Source organism: uncultured Campylobacter sp., assembly GCF_938017705.1.
Taxonomy (GTDB): domain Bacteria; phylum Campylobacterota; class Campylobacteria; order Campylobacterales; family Campylobacteraceae; genus Campylobacter_B.
On the sequence record NZ_CALIIS010000232.1, the window covers coordinates 1 to 16,939 of the forward strand.

General features: G+C 44.6%; 15 protein-coding genes and 1 pseudogene. 6 read left to right on the forward strand and 10 right to left on the reverse strand.

The annotated features are described in order from the left end of the window. Positions 1-13: 13 nt before the first annotated feature. Complete coding sequence (locus Q0605_RS10655) at positions 14-889, forward strand: D-2-hydroxyacid dehydrogenase (protein ID WP_298706857.1); 876 nt, start codon at positions 14-16, stop codon at positions 887-889. 189 nt (positions 890-1,078) lie between these two features. Here the strand turns inward: Q0605_RS10655 and Q0605_RS10660 are convergent, their stop codons facing one another. Beyond that, positions 1,079-2,224 carry a PepSY-associated TM helix domain-containing protein gene (locus tag Q0605_RS10660; RefSeq protein ID WP_298706844.1) on the reverse strand — a complete coding sequence of 382 codons (1,146 nt, stop codon included), beginning with the start codon at positions 2,222-2,224 and terminating at the stop codon, positions 1,079-1,081. 49 nt (positions 2,225-2,273) lie between these two features. Next, a complete protein-coding gene (locus Q0605_RS10665; RefSeq protein ID WP_298706845.1) occupies positions 2,274-4,244 on the reverse strand; it encodes a TonB-dependent receptor in 1,971 nt (656 codons plus the stop codon). Positions 4,245-4,353: 109 nt separating this feature from the next. On the opposite strand from Q0605_RS10665, the gene Q0605_RS10670 reads away from it, so the two are divergent. Next, the gene (locus Q0605_RS10670) at positions 4,354-5,310 is read left to right on the forward strand and encodes an AraC family transcriptional regulator (RefSeq protein WP_298706846.1); all 957 of its coding nucleotides are present in this window, start codon (positions 4,354-4,356) and stop codon (positions 5,308-5,310) included. A gap of 223 nt (positions 5,311-5,533) precedes the next feature. Here Q0605_RS10670 and Q0605_RS10675 read toward each other — a convergent pair whose 3' ends face one another. The 6 genes and pseudogenes from Q0605_RS10675 to Q0605_RS10700 form a co-directional block, all read right to left on the reverse strand. Then, positions 5,534-6,337 (reverse strand): transporter substrate-binding domain-containing protein, encoded by an 804-nt coding sequence (locus tag Q0605_RS10675; protein ID WP_298706847.1) that lies wholly within the window; start codon positions 6,335-6,337, stop codon positions 5,534-5,536. A gap of 15 nt (positions 6,338-6,352) precedes the next feature. After that, a complete protein-coding gene (locus Q0605_RS10680; protein WP_298706848.1) occupies positions 6,353-7,156 on the reverse strand; it encodes a transporter substrate-binding domain-containing protein in 804 nt (267 codons plus the stop codon). Between the two features lie 65 nt (positions 7,157-7,221). Next, positions 7,222-8,025 carry a transporter substrate-binding domain-containing protein gene (locus Q0605_RS10685; protein WP_298706849.1) on the reverse strand — a complete coding sequence of 268 codons (804 nt, stop codon included), beginning with the start codon at positions 8,023-8,025 and terminating at the stop codon, positions 7,222-7,224. 21 nt (positions 8,026-8,046) lie between these two features. Then, complete coding sequence (locus Q0605_RS10690) at positions 8,047-8,856, reverse strand: transporter substrate-binding domain-containing protein (RefSeq protein ID WP_298706850.1); 810 nt, start codon at positions 8,854-8,856, stop codon at positions 8,047-8,049. 614 nt (positions 8,857-9,470) lie between these two features. Then, a pseudogene (locus tag Q0605_RS10695) lies at positions 9,471-9,915 on the reverse strand (copper resistance protein CopD). 304 nt (positions 9,916-10,219) lie between these two features. Next, positions 10,220-11,539 (reverse strand): Na+/H+ antiporter NhaC family protein, encoded by a 1,320-nt coding sequence (locus Q0605_RS10700; protein WP_298706851.1) that lies wholly within the window; start codon positions 11,537-11,539, stop codon positions 10,220-10,222. A gap of 87 nt (positions 11,540-11,626) precedes the next feature. On the opposite strand from Q0605_RS10700, the gene Q0605_RS10705 reads away from it, so the two are divergent. Continuing rightward, the gene (locus tag Q0605_RS10705) at positions 11,627-12,637 is read left to right on the forward strand and encodes a DUF475 domain-containing protein (protein WP_298706852.1); all 1,011 of its coding nucleotides are present in this window, start codon (positions 11,627-11,629) and stop codon (positions 12,635-12,637) included. Between the two features lie 46 nt (positions 12,638-12,683). Here Q0605_RS10705 and Q0605_RS10710 read toward each other — a convergent pair whose 3' ends face one another. Together Q0605_RS10710 and Q0605_RS10715 are read right to left on the reverse strand one after the other, a co-directional pair. Then, positions 12,684-13,550, reverse strand: a complete 867-nt coding sequence (locus Q0605_RS10710; protein WP_298024437.1) for an alpha/beta hydrolase — start codon at positions 13,548-13,550, stop codon at positions 12,684-12,686. Positions 13,551-13,673: 123 nt separating this feature from the next. Continuing rightward, positions 13,674-14,138 carry a WYL domain-containing protein gene (locus Q0605_RS10715; RefSeq protein WP_298706853.1) on the reverse strand — a complete coding sequence of 155 codons (465 nt, stop codon included), beginning with the start codon at positions 14,136-14,138 and terminating at the stop codon, positions 13,674-13,676. A gap of 72 nt (positions 14,139-14,210) precedes the next feature. Here Q0605_RS10715 and Q0605_RS10720 point away from each other — a divergent pair, with 72 nt between their 5' ends. From Q0605_RS10720 to Q0605_RS10730, 3 genes are all read left to right on the forward strand, one after another. Further along, a complete protein-coding gene (locus Q0605_RS10720) occupies positions 14,211-14,642 on the forward strand; it encodes a redoxin (RefSeq protein ID WP_298706854.1) in 432 nt (143 codons plus the stop codon). 137 nt (positions 14,643-14,779) lie between these two features. Further along, positions 14,780-15,331 (forward strand): sel1 repeat family protein, encoded by a 552-nt coding sequence (locus Q0605_RS10725; RefSeq protein WP_298706855.1) that lies wholly within the window; start codon positions 14,780-14,782, stop codon positions 15,329-15,331. A gap of 144 nt (positions 15,332-15,475) precedes the next feature. Further along, the gene (locus tag Q0605_RS10730; protein WP_298706856.1) at positions 15,476-15,994 is read left to right on the forward strand and encodes a hypothetical protein; all 519 of its coding nucleotides are present in this window, start codon (positions 15,476-15,478) and stop codon (positions 15,992-15,994) included. Positions 15,995-16,939: the final 945 nt, after the last annotated feature.

A 16,939-nucleotide genomic window follows, 5' to 3' on the forward strand; every position in this document is an offset into this window, starting at 1 on the left:
CGATCTTAGCGAGATCGCGAGCTTGGGCGAGTTTGAAAGCTACGAGATGACCGAGCCCGCGCAAACCGCGCAGCGCCTACGCGACGCTGACGTCGTCATAACCAACAAAGTCCTAATCACGGATGAGATCATGGCGCAAACTGCGCTTAAGCTGATCTGCGTCAGCGCCACGGGCACGAATAATATCGACATGCAGGCAGCGCAGGCTCGCGGCATCGCGGTGAAAAACGTGGCGGGCTATTCGACGAACAGCGTCGTGCAGCAGACCTTCGCGTCGCTGTTTGCGCTAACCAACGCGCTCGGATACTACGCGGATTACGGCAGCAGCGGCAAATGGTGCGAGAGCGAAATTTTTACCCACATTGACGCGCCGATCAGCGAAATTTACGGCAAAGAATTCGGCGTCATCGGGCTTGGACAGATCGGCGCAAAGGTCGCCCGCATCGCCGCTACGTTCGGCGCGAACGTGAGATACTACTCCACTAGCGGCGCGAACGATAACGGCGAGTTTGCAAGAGTGAGCCTGGACGCGCTTTTGAGGGCATGCGATATCATTTCTATCCACGCCCCGCTAAATGAAAAAACGGCGGGATTGATCGGTGAGGCAGAGCTTGCAAAGATGAAAGAGGGGGCGATCTTGATGAATTTCGGCCGCGGCGGCATCGTGGATGAGGACGCGCTGGCTCGCGCCGTGGACGAGCGAGGCTTGCGCACGACACTTGATGTGCTGCAAACAGAGCCGATGAGGGCGGATCATCCGCTGCTGCGCGTGAAAAATCGCTGCAACGTCGTCATCACGCCTCACATCGCATGGGCAAGCATAGAGGCCCGCAAACGGCTGATAAAGATGATCGCGCAAAATATCAGGGATTTTATAAACGGCAAATAAGCGCGGTTGAAACGCCGGAGCAAATTTAACAAAATCAAGATGCGGCACAAGGCCCACAAAGACTCTGCACGCAGTATTTCAAAGCGCTACACATAAAATTTTATTAACTGAAAAGAAGCGATACCGCTTCGGATAAAATTTTAAATTTACGCCGCGGACAAGCTATCTCTCCGCTTTGAATTCGTAGATTTATCTTTTCTTGCAAATTCTTTTTATGCTCATCCAAAATCCCGTAACTATAAAAAATAACACTGAAATCGCCGCTACGCAAAACAAGAACTTACCCGCTTCGCCGAAGATATAGCCCGAATGCACGCTCAAAACGGCTTTATGTATAGTAAACGGGCGCGGCATGGTACTTTTCGTATCATCATAGCGAGCATGCCGTAAGATGCCCTTTTTAACGTTTATACTCATCGTATTCATATGCTCTTCGCTCTTTTCGCCTTTATCGAAATAAAAGATCATAAAATTTTCTCCATCTTTTTGAGCGATAATATTGAAGAATTCGTAGTTTTCACCGCGTTCACGCTTAAAAATATCAAATGCCGTCTGCAAATTTAAAATTTTATCTTCATCCTCAAGCGAAAATCCTCGCACTTCGGTAAAACTCGTTTTTCTAAAAATTTCCTTTTCGCCTAGCGCTCTGTTGGTGATTTTGGCTATCCAATCATACGACCAATAAAGCCCGCTAGCGCTTATCGTAAGCAAAACGGGCAGCAGCAAAACTCCGACCGCGCCGTGCAAGCTATATAAAAACGTGTAACCTCTCGCTTTAAAATTTATCCTAAATGCGCGTAAAATCTTTCCTCTAAAGCTAGGATAATAGATCACCACGCCTGAAATTAAGACTAAAATAAACATAATTGTGCTAAACGCCACGATATTTTTGCCTATTAGCCGCAGAGTTTTGTTTTTACTTAACCCAAATCCCAGATTAGTATGTAGATTTAGCGCTACGCCGATAAACGTATCGCCTATATTTTCCGAAGTAATTTCGCCGTTATAAGGATCTATAAAATATGATTTAAACTCGCCGCCAGAATCTGTGCCGGAAAGCCTAATCGCCTCATTTTTATTTTGAGGAATTCTATAATAACTGAGCGTAAAGCCGGGCTTGGCTTTTCTGAAAATATTTAAAATTTTGGCGGGTTTAAGAGCGTCTTTTCCGCTCGGGCTCACGAAAGATTTGCTTTGATTTAACGCATCTATAATCTCATCATGATACGAGATAATAGCGCCGCTAAGGGCTACGATTAAGATCGGCACGCAGCATATAAGCGTCAAAACAAGATGGACGTTGAACCAAAATTTTTTCCTTTTTAGAATCGCCATTAATTTCCTTAAATTTTAAATCCGCGGACGAAATTTATGCGCCGCGAATTTAAAAATTCACGTTAAATCCAACCTGCGCCTTCATCCCGTCTACAACCATCATTTGGTAATTTCCCGAGCGCGTTAGTACGAATTCGTTGAATATGTTATAAAGCGTAAAATTTAAACTTGCGTCTTTTGTGACTTTATAGCTCGCGCCCAGATCAAAAAGCGTGTATGAGCGGATATCCTCATCGTAGCTTAGGCTATCGCGCGTCCTACTATAATAATTTATTTGCGACCATAAGTTTAGCTTGGAGCTTACGTCGTAATCAATTCCTAGCTTTACCGAATGGATTGGAAAATTATTTAAGGTTTTGCCCTTCTCGCTACCCGTTTTTTGCTCGGATTTCGTATAGGCGTAGTTTGCATGCAGCTTCAAATTATCTAAAATTTGATAATCGTTACTTAGCTCTAGACCCCTAACCTCGGCTTCTCCGATATTTATAGTGTCCCAAATACCGCGCCTGTAAGTTTTGCCGTTATGCACGCAAGGATTTCCCGGTCTTGGGCGGCAAATTAATTTGGTAGAAATTCCATCTTTGATTTTGGTATAAAACGCGGTAGCGCTAAAGTTAAATTTATCGTTATCGTCGTAAGAAAATCCGCCTTCGTAGCTTATGCTGCTTTCAGGCTTTAGAGAGCTTCTGCCTATCTGCGCTCCCTGGCCTCCTGCAAATGGCAGGGCAAGGCCCTCGCTACGCTGCTTAATATCCGGAGTTGAATATCCTGTCGAAACGCCGCCTTTAATAGAAAAACTTTCGTTTAAACGATAAACGGCATAAGCGCGCGGCGATATATGGCCGCCGTAGTCCTTATCGCGGTTATATCTGATTCCGCCGGTTAGTGTTAAATCATCAGTTAGATAAAAATCATCCTCGCCGTAGATCGAATAATCCCATCTTTTGACATTTGCCTCATCTGCGGTAGTAGCGGCTTCGTTTAATCTCTCGCTTCGGTATTGCACGCCCAAACTCAAAGCATTTGAATCGAAAAAATATGAGCCTTTAGAATTTAACGTAGTCGTTCTAAGACGCAGATCCTGGGCGCCGCTTTCTTTCATGCTATCGTAATTTGCATAGCTATCTATCATAAACTTATCGTATTTTCCCTGATGAGACAGGCTTGCAGTGTAGCCTTTCATATCCTCTTTCGCAATATCGTTATTGCCTCCCGAGATTGTTCGCGTACGCCCGTATGTACGCCTAAATTTATTATTTACTTTACGATAATCAAGCGCTACCTCATCATTTTGCGTTACGTTATACATCAGTTTTGCGCCTATATTCGTCTCTTCATTATTTCTATTCGCATAAGGCTCTTTATCCTCTATCTTTTCAAAAAATCTGCCGTAAAGTGCGATACCTAGCACGTCCGGGACGATAGCTCCGTTTAGATAAAAACCCGTTTGATAATCACCTTTTATTTGCGATTTTTTAGCGAAAGTATAGTATCCGTTTACATTGCCGCTAGGCTCATTTGAAAAGCCCTTGGTGATGATATTTATTACTCCGCCCATAGCGTCGCTGCCGTAAAGCGAGCTCATAGGACCGCGGATGACCTCTATGCGCTCTATCGCATTTGCGGGAGGCAAGAAATTCTGGCTGCTGCCGATACTTCTTAATCCTTTATAAGCACTATCGCTGGTTGCAGGCTTGCCGTCGATTAAAATTTTTGTATACTTTTGAGACAGACCTCTTAGGCTTATGCCTTTTCTCGATGCAGCACCTAGCGTTGCGGTAAAGGCACTCGGCAAATCCTCTACCATTGCAGAGATATCTTGATAGTTACGTTTTTGTATCTCTTTTTGCGTAAGAACGGAGATAGAAGCGGGTGCGTCTTGGATATTTTGCCGATAGCCCGTAGCACTGACTACGGTAATTTCACCCAAATTTACGCTTTTGTCCTGTTTTTCTATCTCGCTCGATATTCCAGCTGTCGCTATAGCAGCAATCAGCGATAATTTATATATTACGTGCACAAACGCCCCTTTTCTTATTAAAATTTAAACTCATTTTACTATAATAAGATATGCATTATCAAGAAATACTAAACGGCAGAGGGATTATTTTAAACGCTAAAGGGATAAGATGAGTAAAGAGATAAGTTTAGATGATTTTTTACAAAAAATATCTAACGACATTGAGCCGTCCAAGCAATGTGGGTATAACAAAACCGAGCTTGAAAGCGAAAGTATAAAATTCGGCTTTAGCTCTTTTTATACGGGCGGAGAGATAGGATATTATAGCAGCGATATAATTTGCAGAGATTTTCTTTTGCATCGCCACGAACGGGGCAGCCGCTATTCATTTTTATTTTTCAATACTGGCGAAAATCCTATCTGCTTCAGATCGGATAAAGATCAATTCGTCTTGAATAAAGGTGAGTTTTGGCTCGGAACTATGCAAAGCAAATTACGTGGCGTTCACGAGCTTGAAAATAAACACTATAAAAGCTCCTGCATAGCGCTTAGCACCGCTTTTGCAAATGAGCTGGGAATTTTAAAAAATTTGAATTTAGATCAAGCCGTTTGCATGAAGAAATTTAAAACGAGCGCCATGCAAAATATCATCCTTAAAGAAATCGAAAATGCCGCGATATACGACGGCAAAATGCGCGAAATTTTTATGGAAAGTAAAATTTTAGAGATGCTTTATAAAAGTTTTTATAAATTTAATGAGCCTGAAAATACGCTTAGTCTTGATGAAAATGACATAAAAACAGTCCAAAAAGCAAAGAAAATATTACTTGAAAATATGCAAAACCCACCTAGCATTAAGGAGCTCGCTCATCTTTGCGCTACGAACGAATTTGCACTAAAAAGGGATTTTAAAGCATATTTCGGCACGAGCGTTTATGCGATGCTGACAAATGAGCGGCTTGAGATTGCAAAAGAGCTATTGAGTCTAGATCAAATCAGCGTAAACGAAGCCGCCAAAATGGTCGGATATAATAATTTATCGCATTTTTCTAAAATTTTTAGGACTAAATTTAACGTGCTGCCGACGCAACTGAAAAAGGATATAAAATTTTACTACTCGGATTAGAATTTCGCACGACCGACTATCTCTTAGAAGCCACATTCTTTCGCAACCGCATATCAAAATCTCATAAAATTTTATATCGCAACCGGGATCCGTAAAAATACGGAATTTAAATTATAAATTGCCGCCGAAGCCTTGGCGGCAAAAGCGAGCTGCGATCAAATATCGCAGCTGCGCGTATGTTTGTACGTCAAAGGACGCCTTAAAATTTTAAATATGTCTAAATTTAAAACAGGCTATAAACCTCATCGAGTGTGAAGTGCTTTTTATCGATCTTGCCGCCGTAGTATGGCTTGATATCCTCGTCAAAAGCCTTATGGAAAAATTTCGCTTTATACATTTTTACCAGGCTGCTATTGACCGCATCAAGTAGCTCGGTATTGCCCTTAGATAGGGCAACGGCGATATAATCTACCTTGCCAAGGTTAATGATTTTCGCATCAAGCGCGGCATCGTTTCTAGCGTATCCTAGCACTACGGTATTATCGTCGGCAAAGCCTATGCCCTCGCCAGCCTTTAGTCTGGCAACACACTCATTCGCATCGGCACATGTCGCAATCTCATAGCCCGCGTTTTTGAAGTGCTCCTCGGCAGTTGTGCCCTTAACGCTTAGAATTTTTTTATGCGCGATCTGATCGATTCTTGAAATATTATCATCCTTACGGCTTAGCACGCCAATTTGCACTGAATAATACGGGTAAGAAAAATCGACTTTCTGAACGCGATCTTTTGTGACGGTAAGCTTGGATATGATGAGATCTACTTTGTTTTGCTCCAGTGAGGGGACGCGATCTTTAGATGCTACGGAGATAAAGTCGATTTTGATCTTTTTATTGCCGAATAGATTTTTGACTAACTCATTTGCCAAATCAACCTCAAAGCCTTTTAGCGTGCCGTTATCATCGAAGCTAAACGGAGGCTGGGAATCTTGCAAGCCTATGCGAATTTCGCCTGCTTGCTTGATATCTGCTAGGGAATTAGCGCAAAGCGCGCCAACACCCAGCAAAATACTTAGTAGAATTTTTTTCATATTTTGTCCTTTGAATTAAAACATTTTATAAAGATCATCTAACAAGAAATATTTTTTCTCAGCCTTGCCCTTGTAAAAAGGATCTATGCTGTCGTTAAAAATTTTCTTGAAAAAGCCGTTTTTGCTGAGCTTGACAAGCCCGTCGTTTAAGGCGTTTAGCAAGTCATCGTTGCCTTTTTGCACTGCGATAGCTAAAAAGTCCGTCGTGCCTAAATTCTTTATATTTACCTCTACCTTGCGATCTACAACCGAATAGCCCAAAACTACCATATTATCGTCTGCATAGCCGCTGCCGCGACCGGATTTTAGCGCTCGGAAACATTCACTAGAACTAGCGCATGAGATAACCTTAAATCCTTCCTTATTAAAATAATCAAACGCCGTAGTGCCGGGCTCTGCTAAAATTTCTTTATCTTGTAAATCGTCTACGGTTTTTATATTATCATCGGTGCGAGTTAGCACGCCGATATTTACGCTAAAGTAGGGATTTGAAAAATCCACTAGTTTCTCGCGCTCTTTCGTAACCGTGATGGCTGCGATATCCAAATCGACCTTGTTATCTTGCACGGCTGTGATACGATCATTGCCTAGAGTTACGACATATTCGATTTTGCCGCCCTTATCGCCGAAAATTTCTTTCACGAGCTCTTCGATAAGCGAAATTTCAAAACCGCTATATCTTCCGTCCTCAGAGACGCTAAGTGGCGGCAGTGAGCCGTCTATTCCGATACGAATGAGCCCTTTTTCTTTGATCTGCGCTAAAGAGTTAGCAAATAACGAACACGAAGCGATTAGCAACGCAAATATAATCTTTTTCATAAAATTCCTTTAAATTTTACTAAAATTTTGCCAGCGAATAGAATTCCATCCATCGCCACTTTAAATTAAAACAAGCTGTAAAGATCGTCCAGCAAGAAATACTTTTTATCGACGGTGCCTTTATAAAAAGGCTCAATACTCTCATCAAAAATTTTTGTAAAAAAACCCTTTTTACTTAGCTCAATTAGTCCCGCATTTACCGCGTTAAGCAGCTCAGTATTGCCCTTTTGCACCGCGATGGCCAGGAAGTCCGTCGAGCCTAAATTCTTGATATTTACCTCAACCTTGTAATCGACTACGGCATAAGCAAATACAAGTAGATTATCATCGCCGTATCCGTCGCCCTTACCCGATTTTAGGTCATTAAAGCATTCATTTGCGCTCGCACACGGTACTACGTTATAGCCCTGTTTCGTAAAGTAATCAAACACAGTAGTGCCGGGCTGCGCCAGTATAGTCTTTCCGTTTAGATCGGAGACCTTTCTGATATTATCGTCGCTACGAGTTAGCACGCCGATATTTACGCTAAAGTATGGATCGGAGAAATCTACCAGCTTCTCGCGCTCTTTCGTAACCGAGATTAGCGCGATATCTAAATCAACTCTGTTATCCTGTACCGCTTTTATACGATCATCGCCTACCGTTACGACATATTGTATCTTACTGCCTTTATCACCAAAAATTTCTTTAACAAGCCCTTCGATTAAGAGTATCTCAAAGCCGCTATATTCGCCGTCTTTAGCGACGCTAAACGGCGGAGACGAGCCATCTATACCGATTCGAATAACCCCTTTTTCTTTGATTTGAGTCAAAGTGTTGCTAAGAAGCGAACACGCAGCCAGCATCAACGCCAAGATTATCTTTTTCATAGCGTCCCCCTTTTTTTAAAATTACAGCAAGCTATAAAGATCGTCTAGCAAGAAATACTTTTTCTCTGCAGTTCCTTTGTAGTAAGGCTCAATGAAATTATCGAACGAATTTTTGAAAAAGCCCTCTTTGCTTAGCTTGATTAGCTCGCCGTTTAGAAAATCCAAAAGCTCCGAATTGCCCTTTTTCACGCCGATGGCTAAGAAATCCGAAGTGCCTAAATTTTTGATATTTACTTCAACCTTTTTATCTAATACCGGATAAGCCAGCACGACTAGGTTGTCATCGGCATACCCGTCGCCCTGTCCGGCTTTTAGCGCCTTATAGCAGGCGTTTGCGTTATCGCATCTGGCGATATTATAGCCTTGCTTTTCAAAGTATGTTTCTGCAGTACCGCCGCTAAGAACCAAAATAGTTTTATCTTGCAATTCGTTTAAAGATTTAATCTTATCTTCGACGCGGGTTAAAATGCCTATATTGACACTAAAATACGGGGTCGTAAAATCGATCTGCTTCTCGCGCTCCGGAGTTACGGTAAGAGTTGCGATAACCGCATCCACCTTATCTTCTTGTAAAAATTTTATACGCTGATTTGCAAGCACGGAGGTAAACTCCACTTTTCCGCCTGATGGAAGCATATCTTTAGCGATGGCGTTTGCCATATCGACCTCAAAGCCCTGATGCACGCCATCTTCTATCTTGCTAAACGGCGGCTGCGCGTCATAAACGCCTATTCTAAGTACTCCGCTACTTTTGATCTCGGAGAGCGATCTTGCGCAAAGCGCGCTACTGGCCAAAGCTGCGATGAGCAGACTTAAGAGAAATTTCTTCATCCTTTTTCCTTTCTCATAAATAATTTCAAAACCATTGCCACGGCTACGGAAAACCTCAAAATCCCGCCCGAATGGCAAGCAGACATTAAATTCGCCCGCGGGCGAAAAGCAATTTTAGCTTTTTATATCTTTAATGATTATTAAATAGTAAGTAAAGTCGTCAAATAAATTCGCTTTTTCATTGTTTGCTTCGATTCCACGCGAGCTTTTTTTAGAGTTTTCATCCGCATCCTAGCGATAGAATTTAAAATTTTTAAAATTTTGCAAAATTTTAAAGCCACAGAATTTTACAAAATTTTCAGCGTAGGATTGGCGAGAAATTTTACGAGCACTTTAAAGCTTGCGATGAAATTTTAAAATTTTATGAGATTAAATTTTGCAGATTGCATTTGACAAAACAGCACAAGAAAGGAGTGGAATTTTAAAATTTCGCGCTTTAGCGCAGACATAGTGGAATTTAAAATTATTAAATTTATGCGCTCCGCCCAGCAAAACGGAATTTTAAAATTTTTAGCAAACGACAAAATTCAAAAGCAAGCAAAATTAAATCTTTGCCGCGCTACAGAATTCCGCGATAAAAGTCGCGCCGTCAGCGCTAAATTTTGCGCCATAAATCATACTACAAACATCAGCTTGGCGCAAAGCACGATGATGAATCCGAATACAAAAGCGATTTTGTGGATATTTGCTCGCAAAAACTCAGGCGCAGGCCTTCCCATCGCGCGGCAGCTCAAATTTATCGCTACGCACGCGGCGATGATGAGCGCGAGCGTGACCTTTAGCATAAAGATTTTTTGAAGCGGCGTGCCGAAATATCCGCCGTTAGCGCTCCCGACCCAGCGGCTCATCATCATTCCGCCAGTGATTATCAGCGTAAAAAGACAAACCGGCATGATTTTAATCGCGCGCGAGCCGATCGCTTTTTTAACGCGCTCAAAGTCCGCGCCCAGCGTGCCTTTAAGCCGCATAAAAATCACGACGTCGAAAAATATGTAGCCCAAAAAGATAATGGGCGCAGATGAGATGGACGATCTGCACGTAAGGATAAATTTGCTCCACCACCGCTCCTTGCTATGAAATTTCGCCAATTTTATGCGAAATTTTAAATTTTAGCAATGATTTTCATCAACGCGCCGCGAGCAGTTAAATTTAAGCCGATCGCGCGAGCGACGCAAATAAATTTGGCAAAATCGCGCGAGCAAATTTAAAAGTAAAGCCGCGCAGCTAAATTTAACAATGGTCGCATTCGTAAATTTACAAAATTTACGAGCAGCGCCATGCGGGCGAAATTCTAAAATTCTAAAATTCTAAAATTCTAAAATTCTAAAATTCCGTCCGCGAAAACCCGCGTAAATTCCGCAATCTATAACATCATCGAAAATATTATGCCGAATATGATTAGCGGGATATTAAAGAAAATAAAGGTCGGCACGCAGGTATCCCACATATGGCTATGCTCGCCGTCGATATTCAGCCCCACGGTAGGCCCGAGCGTGCTATCGCTCGCAGGCGAGCCCGCATCGCCGATACCCGCGGCCACGCCGATGATAAAGATCGTCGCCGCTGTACTAAAGCCCAGCTGCGCGGCTAGCGGGCAGTATATCGTAGCGATGATAGGGATCGTGCCGAAGCTCGAGCCTATGCCCATCGTCACTAGCAGTCCGATACCGATCATCAACAGCGCACCGCCGAGCTTGCCGCCGCTTAAAGTGCTCGCTACGTGCACCAGCTCGTTCACGCCGCCGGTTTCTTTTAAGATAGTGCCGTATCCTGCGGCGATCAGCATCAAAAACGCGATGTAGCCCATCATATGCACGCCTTCGTCGAATACGCTATCGAGCTTCTTCCACTCGATGCCTTTGCTCGCAAGCATTACCAAAATTCCGCTAAGCGCGGCAAACGGAAGGGATTTGATCCAAATTTGCACCGCGAAGCACACCGCGATGCCCGCTAGAGCGCCCCACTCTCGCATACCCATCTTAAGCTCGCTAAAATGCGCATCCAGGCTCTGTTTGGTTTCGGCATACTCCCTCGGCTTGCGGTAGTAGATCACGGCTAGGATGAGACCCACAAGCATCGGCACGGCGCTTAGCCACATTACGCTCGATATATCGCTTAGGCTTACCGCGATGCCGTTTGCGTTCATATTTTTTTCGATTAGCCCCATAAAGATAAGTCCGAATCCCAGCGGTAGCGCCATATACGGTGTCTGCAAGCCGAACGTCAGCGCGCATGCTACGGCGCGGCGGTCGATCTTTAGCGAGTTCATGATCTTGACTAGTGGCGGGATCAAAATCGGGATAAAGGCGATATGCACGGGGATCAAATTTTGCGAGAAGCACGCAAAAAAGGCGATCGAAAAGATAAAGACGTATTTTTTGTCGCTGATTAAATTTGCCACTGCGCGCACTAAGATCGCCGTTAGGTTGGTCTTTGAGATCGCGCTTGCGATGACGCCTAGCAACAGATATGAGAGCGCGGTTTCTAAATTTCCGCCCATGCCGAGACTGCCGGCGTTTTCGGGGTTGCCGTTTATGAATAAATTTATGGCATCTCCTAGTGGGATTTTGCTTGAGAGCACGGCGCATATCGTGCCGATTAGGATCGCAAGCATTACGTTGCACCTCAGCAAGCACAGCGCGCACATCACACAGATACTGATAAATACGGGATTGGTAAGCATCTTTTGCCTTTTTTGGAATTTTTGCAATTATATAGAATTTAGGGCTAAATTTTGCTAAAATCGCGCAAAAAATCGGCTAGGACAGCGATGAAATATTTTTACTCCTCTTTTGTAGTAAGCCTAATTGCGCTTGCTATCGCATTTTATATCGGCGGCGCGGGTGCCGCTTATATCTGTGCGCTTTTATGCGCACTCGAAATTAGCCTCAGCTTCGACAACGCTGTAGTCAATGCCAAGGTGCTAAAAGATATGGCGCCGGTGTGGCAGAGCAGATTTATCCTCTGGGGCATTCCGATCGCGGTTTTTGGCATGAGATTTTTATTCCCCGTGCTAATCGTCGCCGCAAGCGCGCATCTGGGTCTTTGGGAAACCCTCGTGCTGGCGCTTAAGCAGCCGCACCGCTACCATGAAATTTTAAGCGAGAACGAAGCGCAAATTTACGTTTTCGGCGGCGCTTTTTTATTGATGGTCTTTTGCGATTTTTTCTTCGATGAGCAGCGCGAGCTACACTGGCTAGGCATAATCGAAAATAACGGGCTCGTGCGATTTTTAAAGCGCATTCCAAACGCCCCCACGCTGATCGCTCTAGCCGCGGGGCTCGTGCTGCTTGCTAAAATGGGCTCGGCTACGCTCGGCGCGGCGTATTTCGGCGCGATCTTACTCTATCTACTCATCTCCTGCTTCGACCGCCTTTTCGGCACGGACGGCGTAAAAAACGGCCTTGCGGGCTTTTTATACTTAGAAACCCTGGACGCGAGCTTTAGCTTCGACGGCGTGATCGGCGCGTTTGCGCTAAGCGATAATATCTTCATCATCATGCTAGGCCTCGACGCAGGCGCGATGTTCGTGCGCTCCATCACGCTGTATCTTATCGTCCGCGGCACGCTGTCGCACTTCGCGTATCTGGAGCACGGCGCGCACTACGCCATCGCGTGTTTGGCATTTATAATGTTTGCCAAGCTGAAATTTGAAGTAAGCGAGATCATAACCGGCACCGTGGGGATCTTATTCATCGCGCTATCGCTCCTTTCGTCGGTGCTTTATAACCGCCGCAACAAACGCAAATTAATCGAAACGATCGCGGGAAACAACGAGTGAGAATTCCTAGGTAAAATTCTGCGGTGCCGCGCGGAATTAATGGGTGTTAAGTTCTAAAGTGCAAGCGACCATTGTGCCTCTTTATATACGATTTTAAAACAGCAGCGAATTCCTGCGGTCTTTCTTTTGCGGGCCAGTGTTTACAGCCTTGCATTATATAAATTTCGCAATTAGGTATTATTTTGCTCGCCTGGACGGCTCCTTCTAGCGGGATTAATTTATCCAAAGATCCGTGGACCAATAATACTGGGATTTTAATCTCATTAAGTCGAGAGAACAGATCGGTTGCAACTCCTTCCTTTTTTATCTCGCTTCGCTGAAACGAAATAAAAGCTCTGTCGGCGTCCGGTTTTTTCATCGCTTCGATTATTTCGCAAACCAATTCATTGCTAATCTTGGACTTATCACCGAAAAGATTATATCTAAGCGAGAATTTGATTATAGATGGAAATTTACAAACCAAAGCGTTTAAATTATCATTTAGCCTTGAATGCACGAACCAGTACAAAAGCCTATGACGTGGTAGCTTTTTAAATAATCCCCATGCATCGAGCGGCACTAGAATTTTTATTAACTCAGGATAGTTCAAGCTCAAATTTATACTAATACCGCCGCCTAGCGAAATACCAACCAAAACTATAGGTCCATCGCTTAATTTCTCAATAAAGGCTTTTAAGATTTCCGTATAAAATTTTAAAGAGTACTCGCCCTTTATCTTATCACTATCGCCGTATCCCGGTAAATCGGGCACTATGACGCGATATTCGTTGCTAAGTAGTGGTATGATCTCTTTCCACGAAAGCATTGCAGAATCAACCCCGCCTCCGTGTAGCAAGAAAATGCTCTCGCTCGCATTGCCCGCACTATAATAGACTATATTTATGCCATTTATATCAACGTTATTCTTCTGCATCGCGGCGCGCCTCCTTCGATTTAAGATAAAATTTTACGCCAGTTCAGTATATATGGAATTTATCATATTAAATTTAATTCCATTTGAAACCAGGCTAGCGCTACATAAAAATGCGTTTAAATTTTAATCGAATTCAAGCTTCTCATTTTGCAGATACTCGCGGATTTGAGCGTCGAATTTTTTGCGGGCGGTGCGCGGAGAGAGAATCACGAAATGCGGAAAAAATCTTTGCGCGAGCATCAAAATCATATCGTCACTGCTGATCTCGTAGCTTAGGCGGCTCCAGCCGTTTTTAAATTTACCTTCGATCTTTTGCGAGCGAAAAAACTTCTTTGCTTCGAAAAATTTTAAAATTTTGGGCGATACGGCGACTTCGCAGGTATAGGGTTCGACGTCGTATCCGTCGTAAAAGCTCTCCATATTCAGCAGGAATTTCCGCGTATGCTCGCTGAGATTTTTGTCTCGCAATATTTTTAGCTCCCGTTTGTTTGGTGGTGAAATTTTACCTGCGGGCTCGCCGCTCTTGCTTACGCCGTCAAAAAGTTCTTCATTCAAACGCAGTTCGTCAATGATATCAAGAGGCTGCAAAATTTCATCCGTTAAGCGGGTTTTAGATTTTTTATGCTATTTTTGCGACCTATTTCGATCAAAAGGCGAGAGATGATAAATTTACCGAAAAATTGCGTAGTTTTTACCTACCCGAAAATGGGCGATAGCGGCAAATTTTTGCCGAAAGAGTTGCACGGTGTGGCGGGGCTTACGGGCTGCACGCTTCAGTGCAAGGCATACGAGAGCGCGCTTGCGCAGATAAGAGCCCTAGGCTTCGAGCTTATCGCCGTAGGCAGTATGGGCGAGGTGGGCACGAGCGAGTTTAAGCGCGCTACGGGCGCCTCGTTTGAGTTCGTAAACGACGAAAAATTCGAGCTTGAAGCGCCGCTTCGGCTCGAAACCTTCACCACCGGCGACGGGAAGAAATTTTACCACCGCCAAACCCTGATTTTTAAAGACGGCAAGGAGATAAAGCGCTTTAGCCGTATCGCTGAACCCGAGCAGGACGCGCAAAACGTACTTGCGGCGCTAAAGAGCCTGTGATCGATCACCTCGGCGGCGTGCTTTAAATTTTGCGCTCCAAACACGCTGCGGCGCAAAGCTGAAATTTAGGGCAGAGCGCATTTTCATTAAATTCAGCATTTTTAATTAAAATGGCGCTAAATTTAACGGAGGCGGGTATGAAAAAATTTCTATTTTTGGCGCTATTTTGCGCACTTGCGGCAAACTGCGGCGAGAGCGCGCGAGCGGATAAAATTTCCGTAGCGGACAAAACAACGAGTATCGGCGGGACCCAAAGCGCGCACTTTCTAAAGAGCGGCGAAGCAAGCGCCGGCTCGCAAAGCAGCGCCGATGTGGTCATCCAAACGGACGGAATTTCGCGGGCGGATCTGCAAAGCTGCATCGTAAAAAGCGACGAAGGCTCCTGCGATCGCGTAGCGCGCGGTCTGAAAAGCGGCTGCGAGCGAAAAGATCAGCTGTCGTGCTTTTTCTACGCAGATGCGCTTGGGCGCGGCTTGGGCATAGAGAAGGACGTAGTGGCGTCGTTTGAGCTTTTTCGCGAGCAGTGCGATGCCGGCAGTAGCGAAGCTTGCTACGAGCTGTCGGTCAAATATCTCCAAGGAATCGGCACCCCTCAGAGCTTTGAGCTCTCGGGGCAGGCGCTAGACAGGGCGTGCAAAATGCACAACAAGCGCGCCTGCGCGGTGCTCGATCTACTGCCGAAAAATTAGCGCGACAGAGGCGATAAAATTCCAAGCTTCGATCGCAAATAGGGCGCGTAAGCCTTTGAAATTTTAGCAGGCGGCGAGTGCGACACGCGATGAAGCAGTAAATCGGAGCGCGCGAGCGGATAAATAAAATCAAAAGGAGCAGAGATGGAAGCTTTAAAGCTTGCGCTGGCTGCGGCGCTGGTGCTTAGTTTAGCAAACGCGGACGGCAAAGCTAAAGAGTTTAAATTTAGCGGTGCAAAAACTAGCGCGCTTTTAGCAAAATGCAGCAAAAAAGATGCCACCGCATGCTACGAAGCGGCGATGAGATACGAGCTGGGCGGTCGCGGCGTCGTGCGAAACCGCCTCAAAGCGCAGGGCTTTTTCGCAGACGCGTGCGAGCTCGCCACCCTCGCCGAGCGGAAGCAGGGAGATAAAATGAGCGGCGCAGGCGAGCACGCGATGAGCGATCTGCGCGAGCGAGCCTGCCTAGGCAACGCTGCGGCGCTGGAGAGTTTCGCGAGCGGGCAATGCCGCAGCCTCGTGATATACGACGAGCTTTGCGAGGGCGGCTCGCAGGAGGCGTGCGACAATCTGGCGCGAATGAAGCGCGATGGCTGGGCGCCAAAGGAGAGCTGCAGTGAGGAGATAGTCGCAAAATTCGGCGACGGCAAGCCGCAGAGATGAAATTCCGCCCTATTTTGCGGCGGTAGAATTTTAAAATTTTGCAAGTATAAAATTTGCCGAAATTTTATAGAGCTCGACCGAAAATGGTAACAAGGCGGGCTAAATTTGAATTCTAAAACGCGTTTAAATTCATGTATTAAGCGGCGTCAATTTTTGGACTCAGAGAGATTAGAATTTACGCGGCAAGGCTCTTTGAATTAAAAATCTCGTGTAACGGCTGGAGCTACAATTTTAAGAACCAGAATTTAAACAAATCTGCAATTTAGCCGCGGCGATGATATAATTTTTAGAATTTTGCAAGCGTAAAATATCAAAATTTTGCGTATCTACGTCGAGCCGCTCCCAAAAAAAGCGCGAAATTGGAATTTTAAACTACCGTCTTGTGCGAGGAAGCGATAATTTTAAGCAGCTAGAATTTCAATTAATGCGGATTAAAATTCAAGCGTAACAGGCAAATGCGTGCATCGCAAGCGATGCAATTTCAAATATGAGTTCAAGGCTCGCTAGACACGGAATTTAAACGCCACGAGCGATAAATTTCAAAACGCTTATTTTAAAATTGCGAGGCGAGGATTTAAATTTAAGTGCGGTGAGCGATTAAATTGCAAAAGGAAGCTTAAATTTAAATATCGCAGCTCACAAATTATGCGATGAAATTTTGCGCCTAAATTCCGCAAGATTTGGTGTGAGATAAGCGTTTAATGATATCGTAGCTAGATCATTAAACCAAGCTTCAATCACGCTTAAAACCCTATTTACGGAGCGCTCGCGCAAGCGGGTATTGCAAACCGCCGAGGCAAAAAAGCTTAATCGGAAGCGTTTGTGGCGTATCCCAACCGACCGCCCCCCATATTTTGCTCTATAGCCTAGCTCGCGCACGAAATTTAGATTTTGAAATTTAGCGCAAAAATATTATAATTTCGCCCAAATCACGGCTAGGACGGA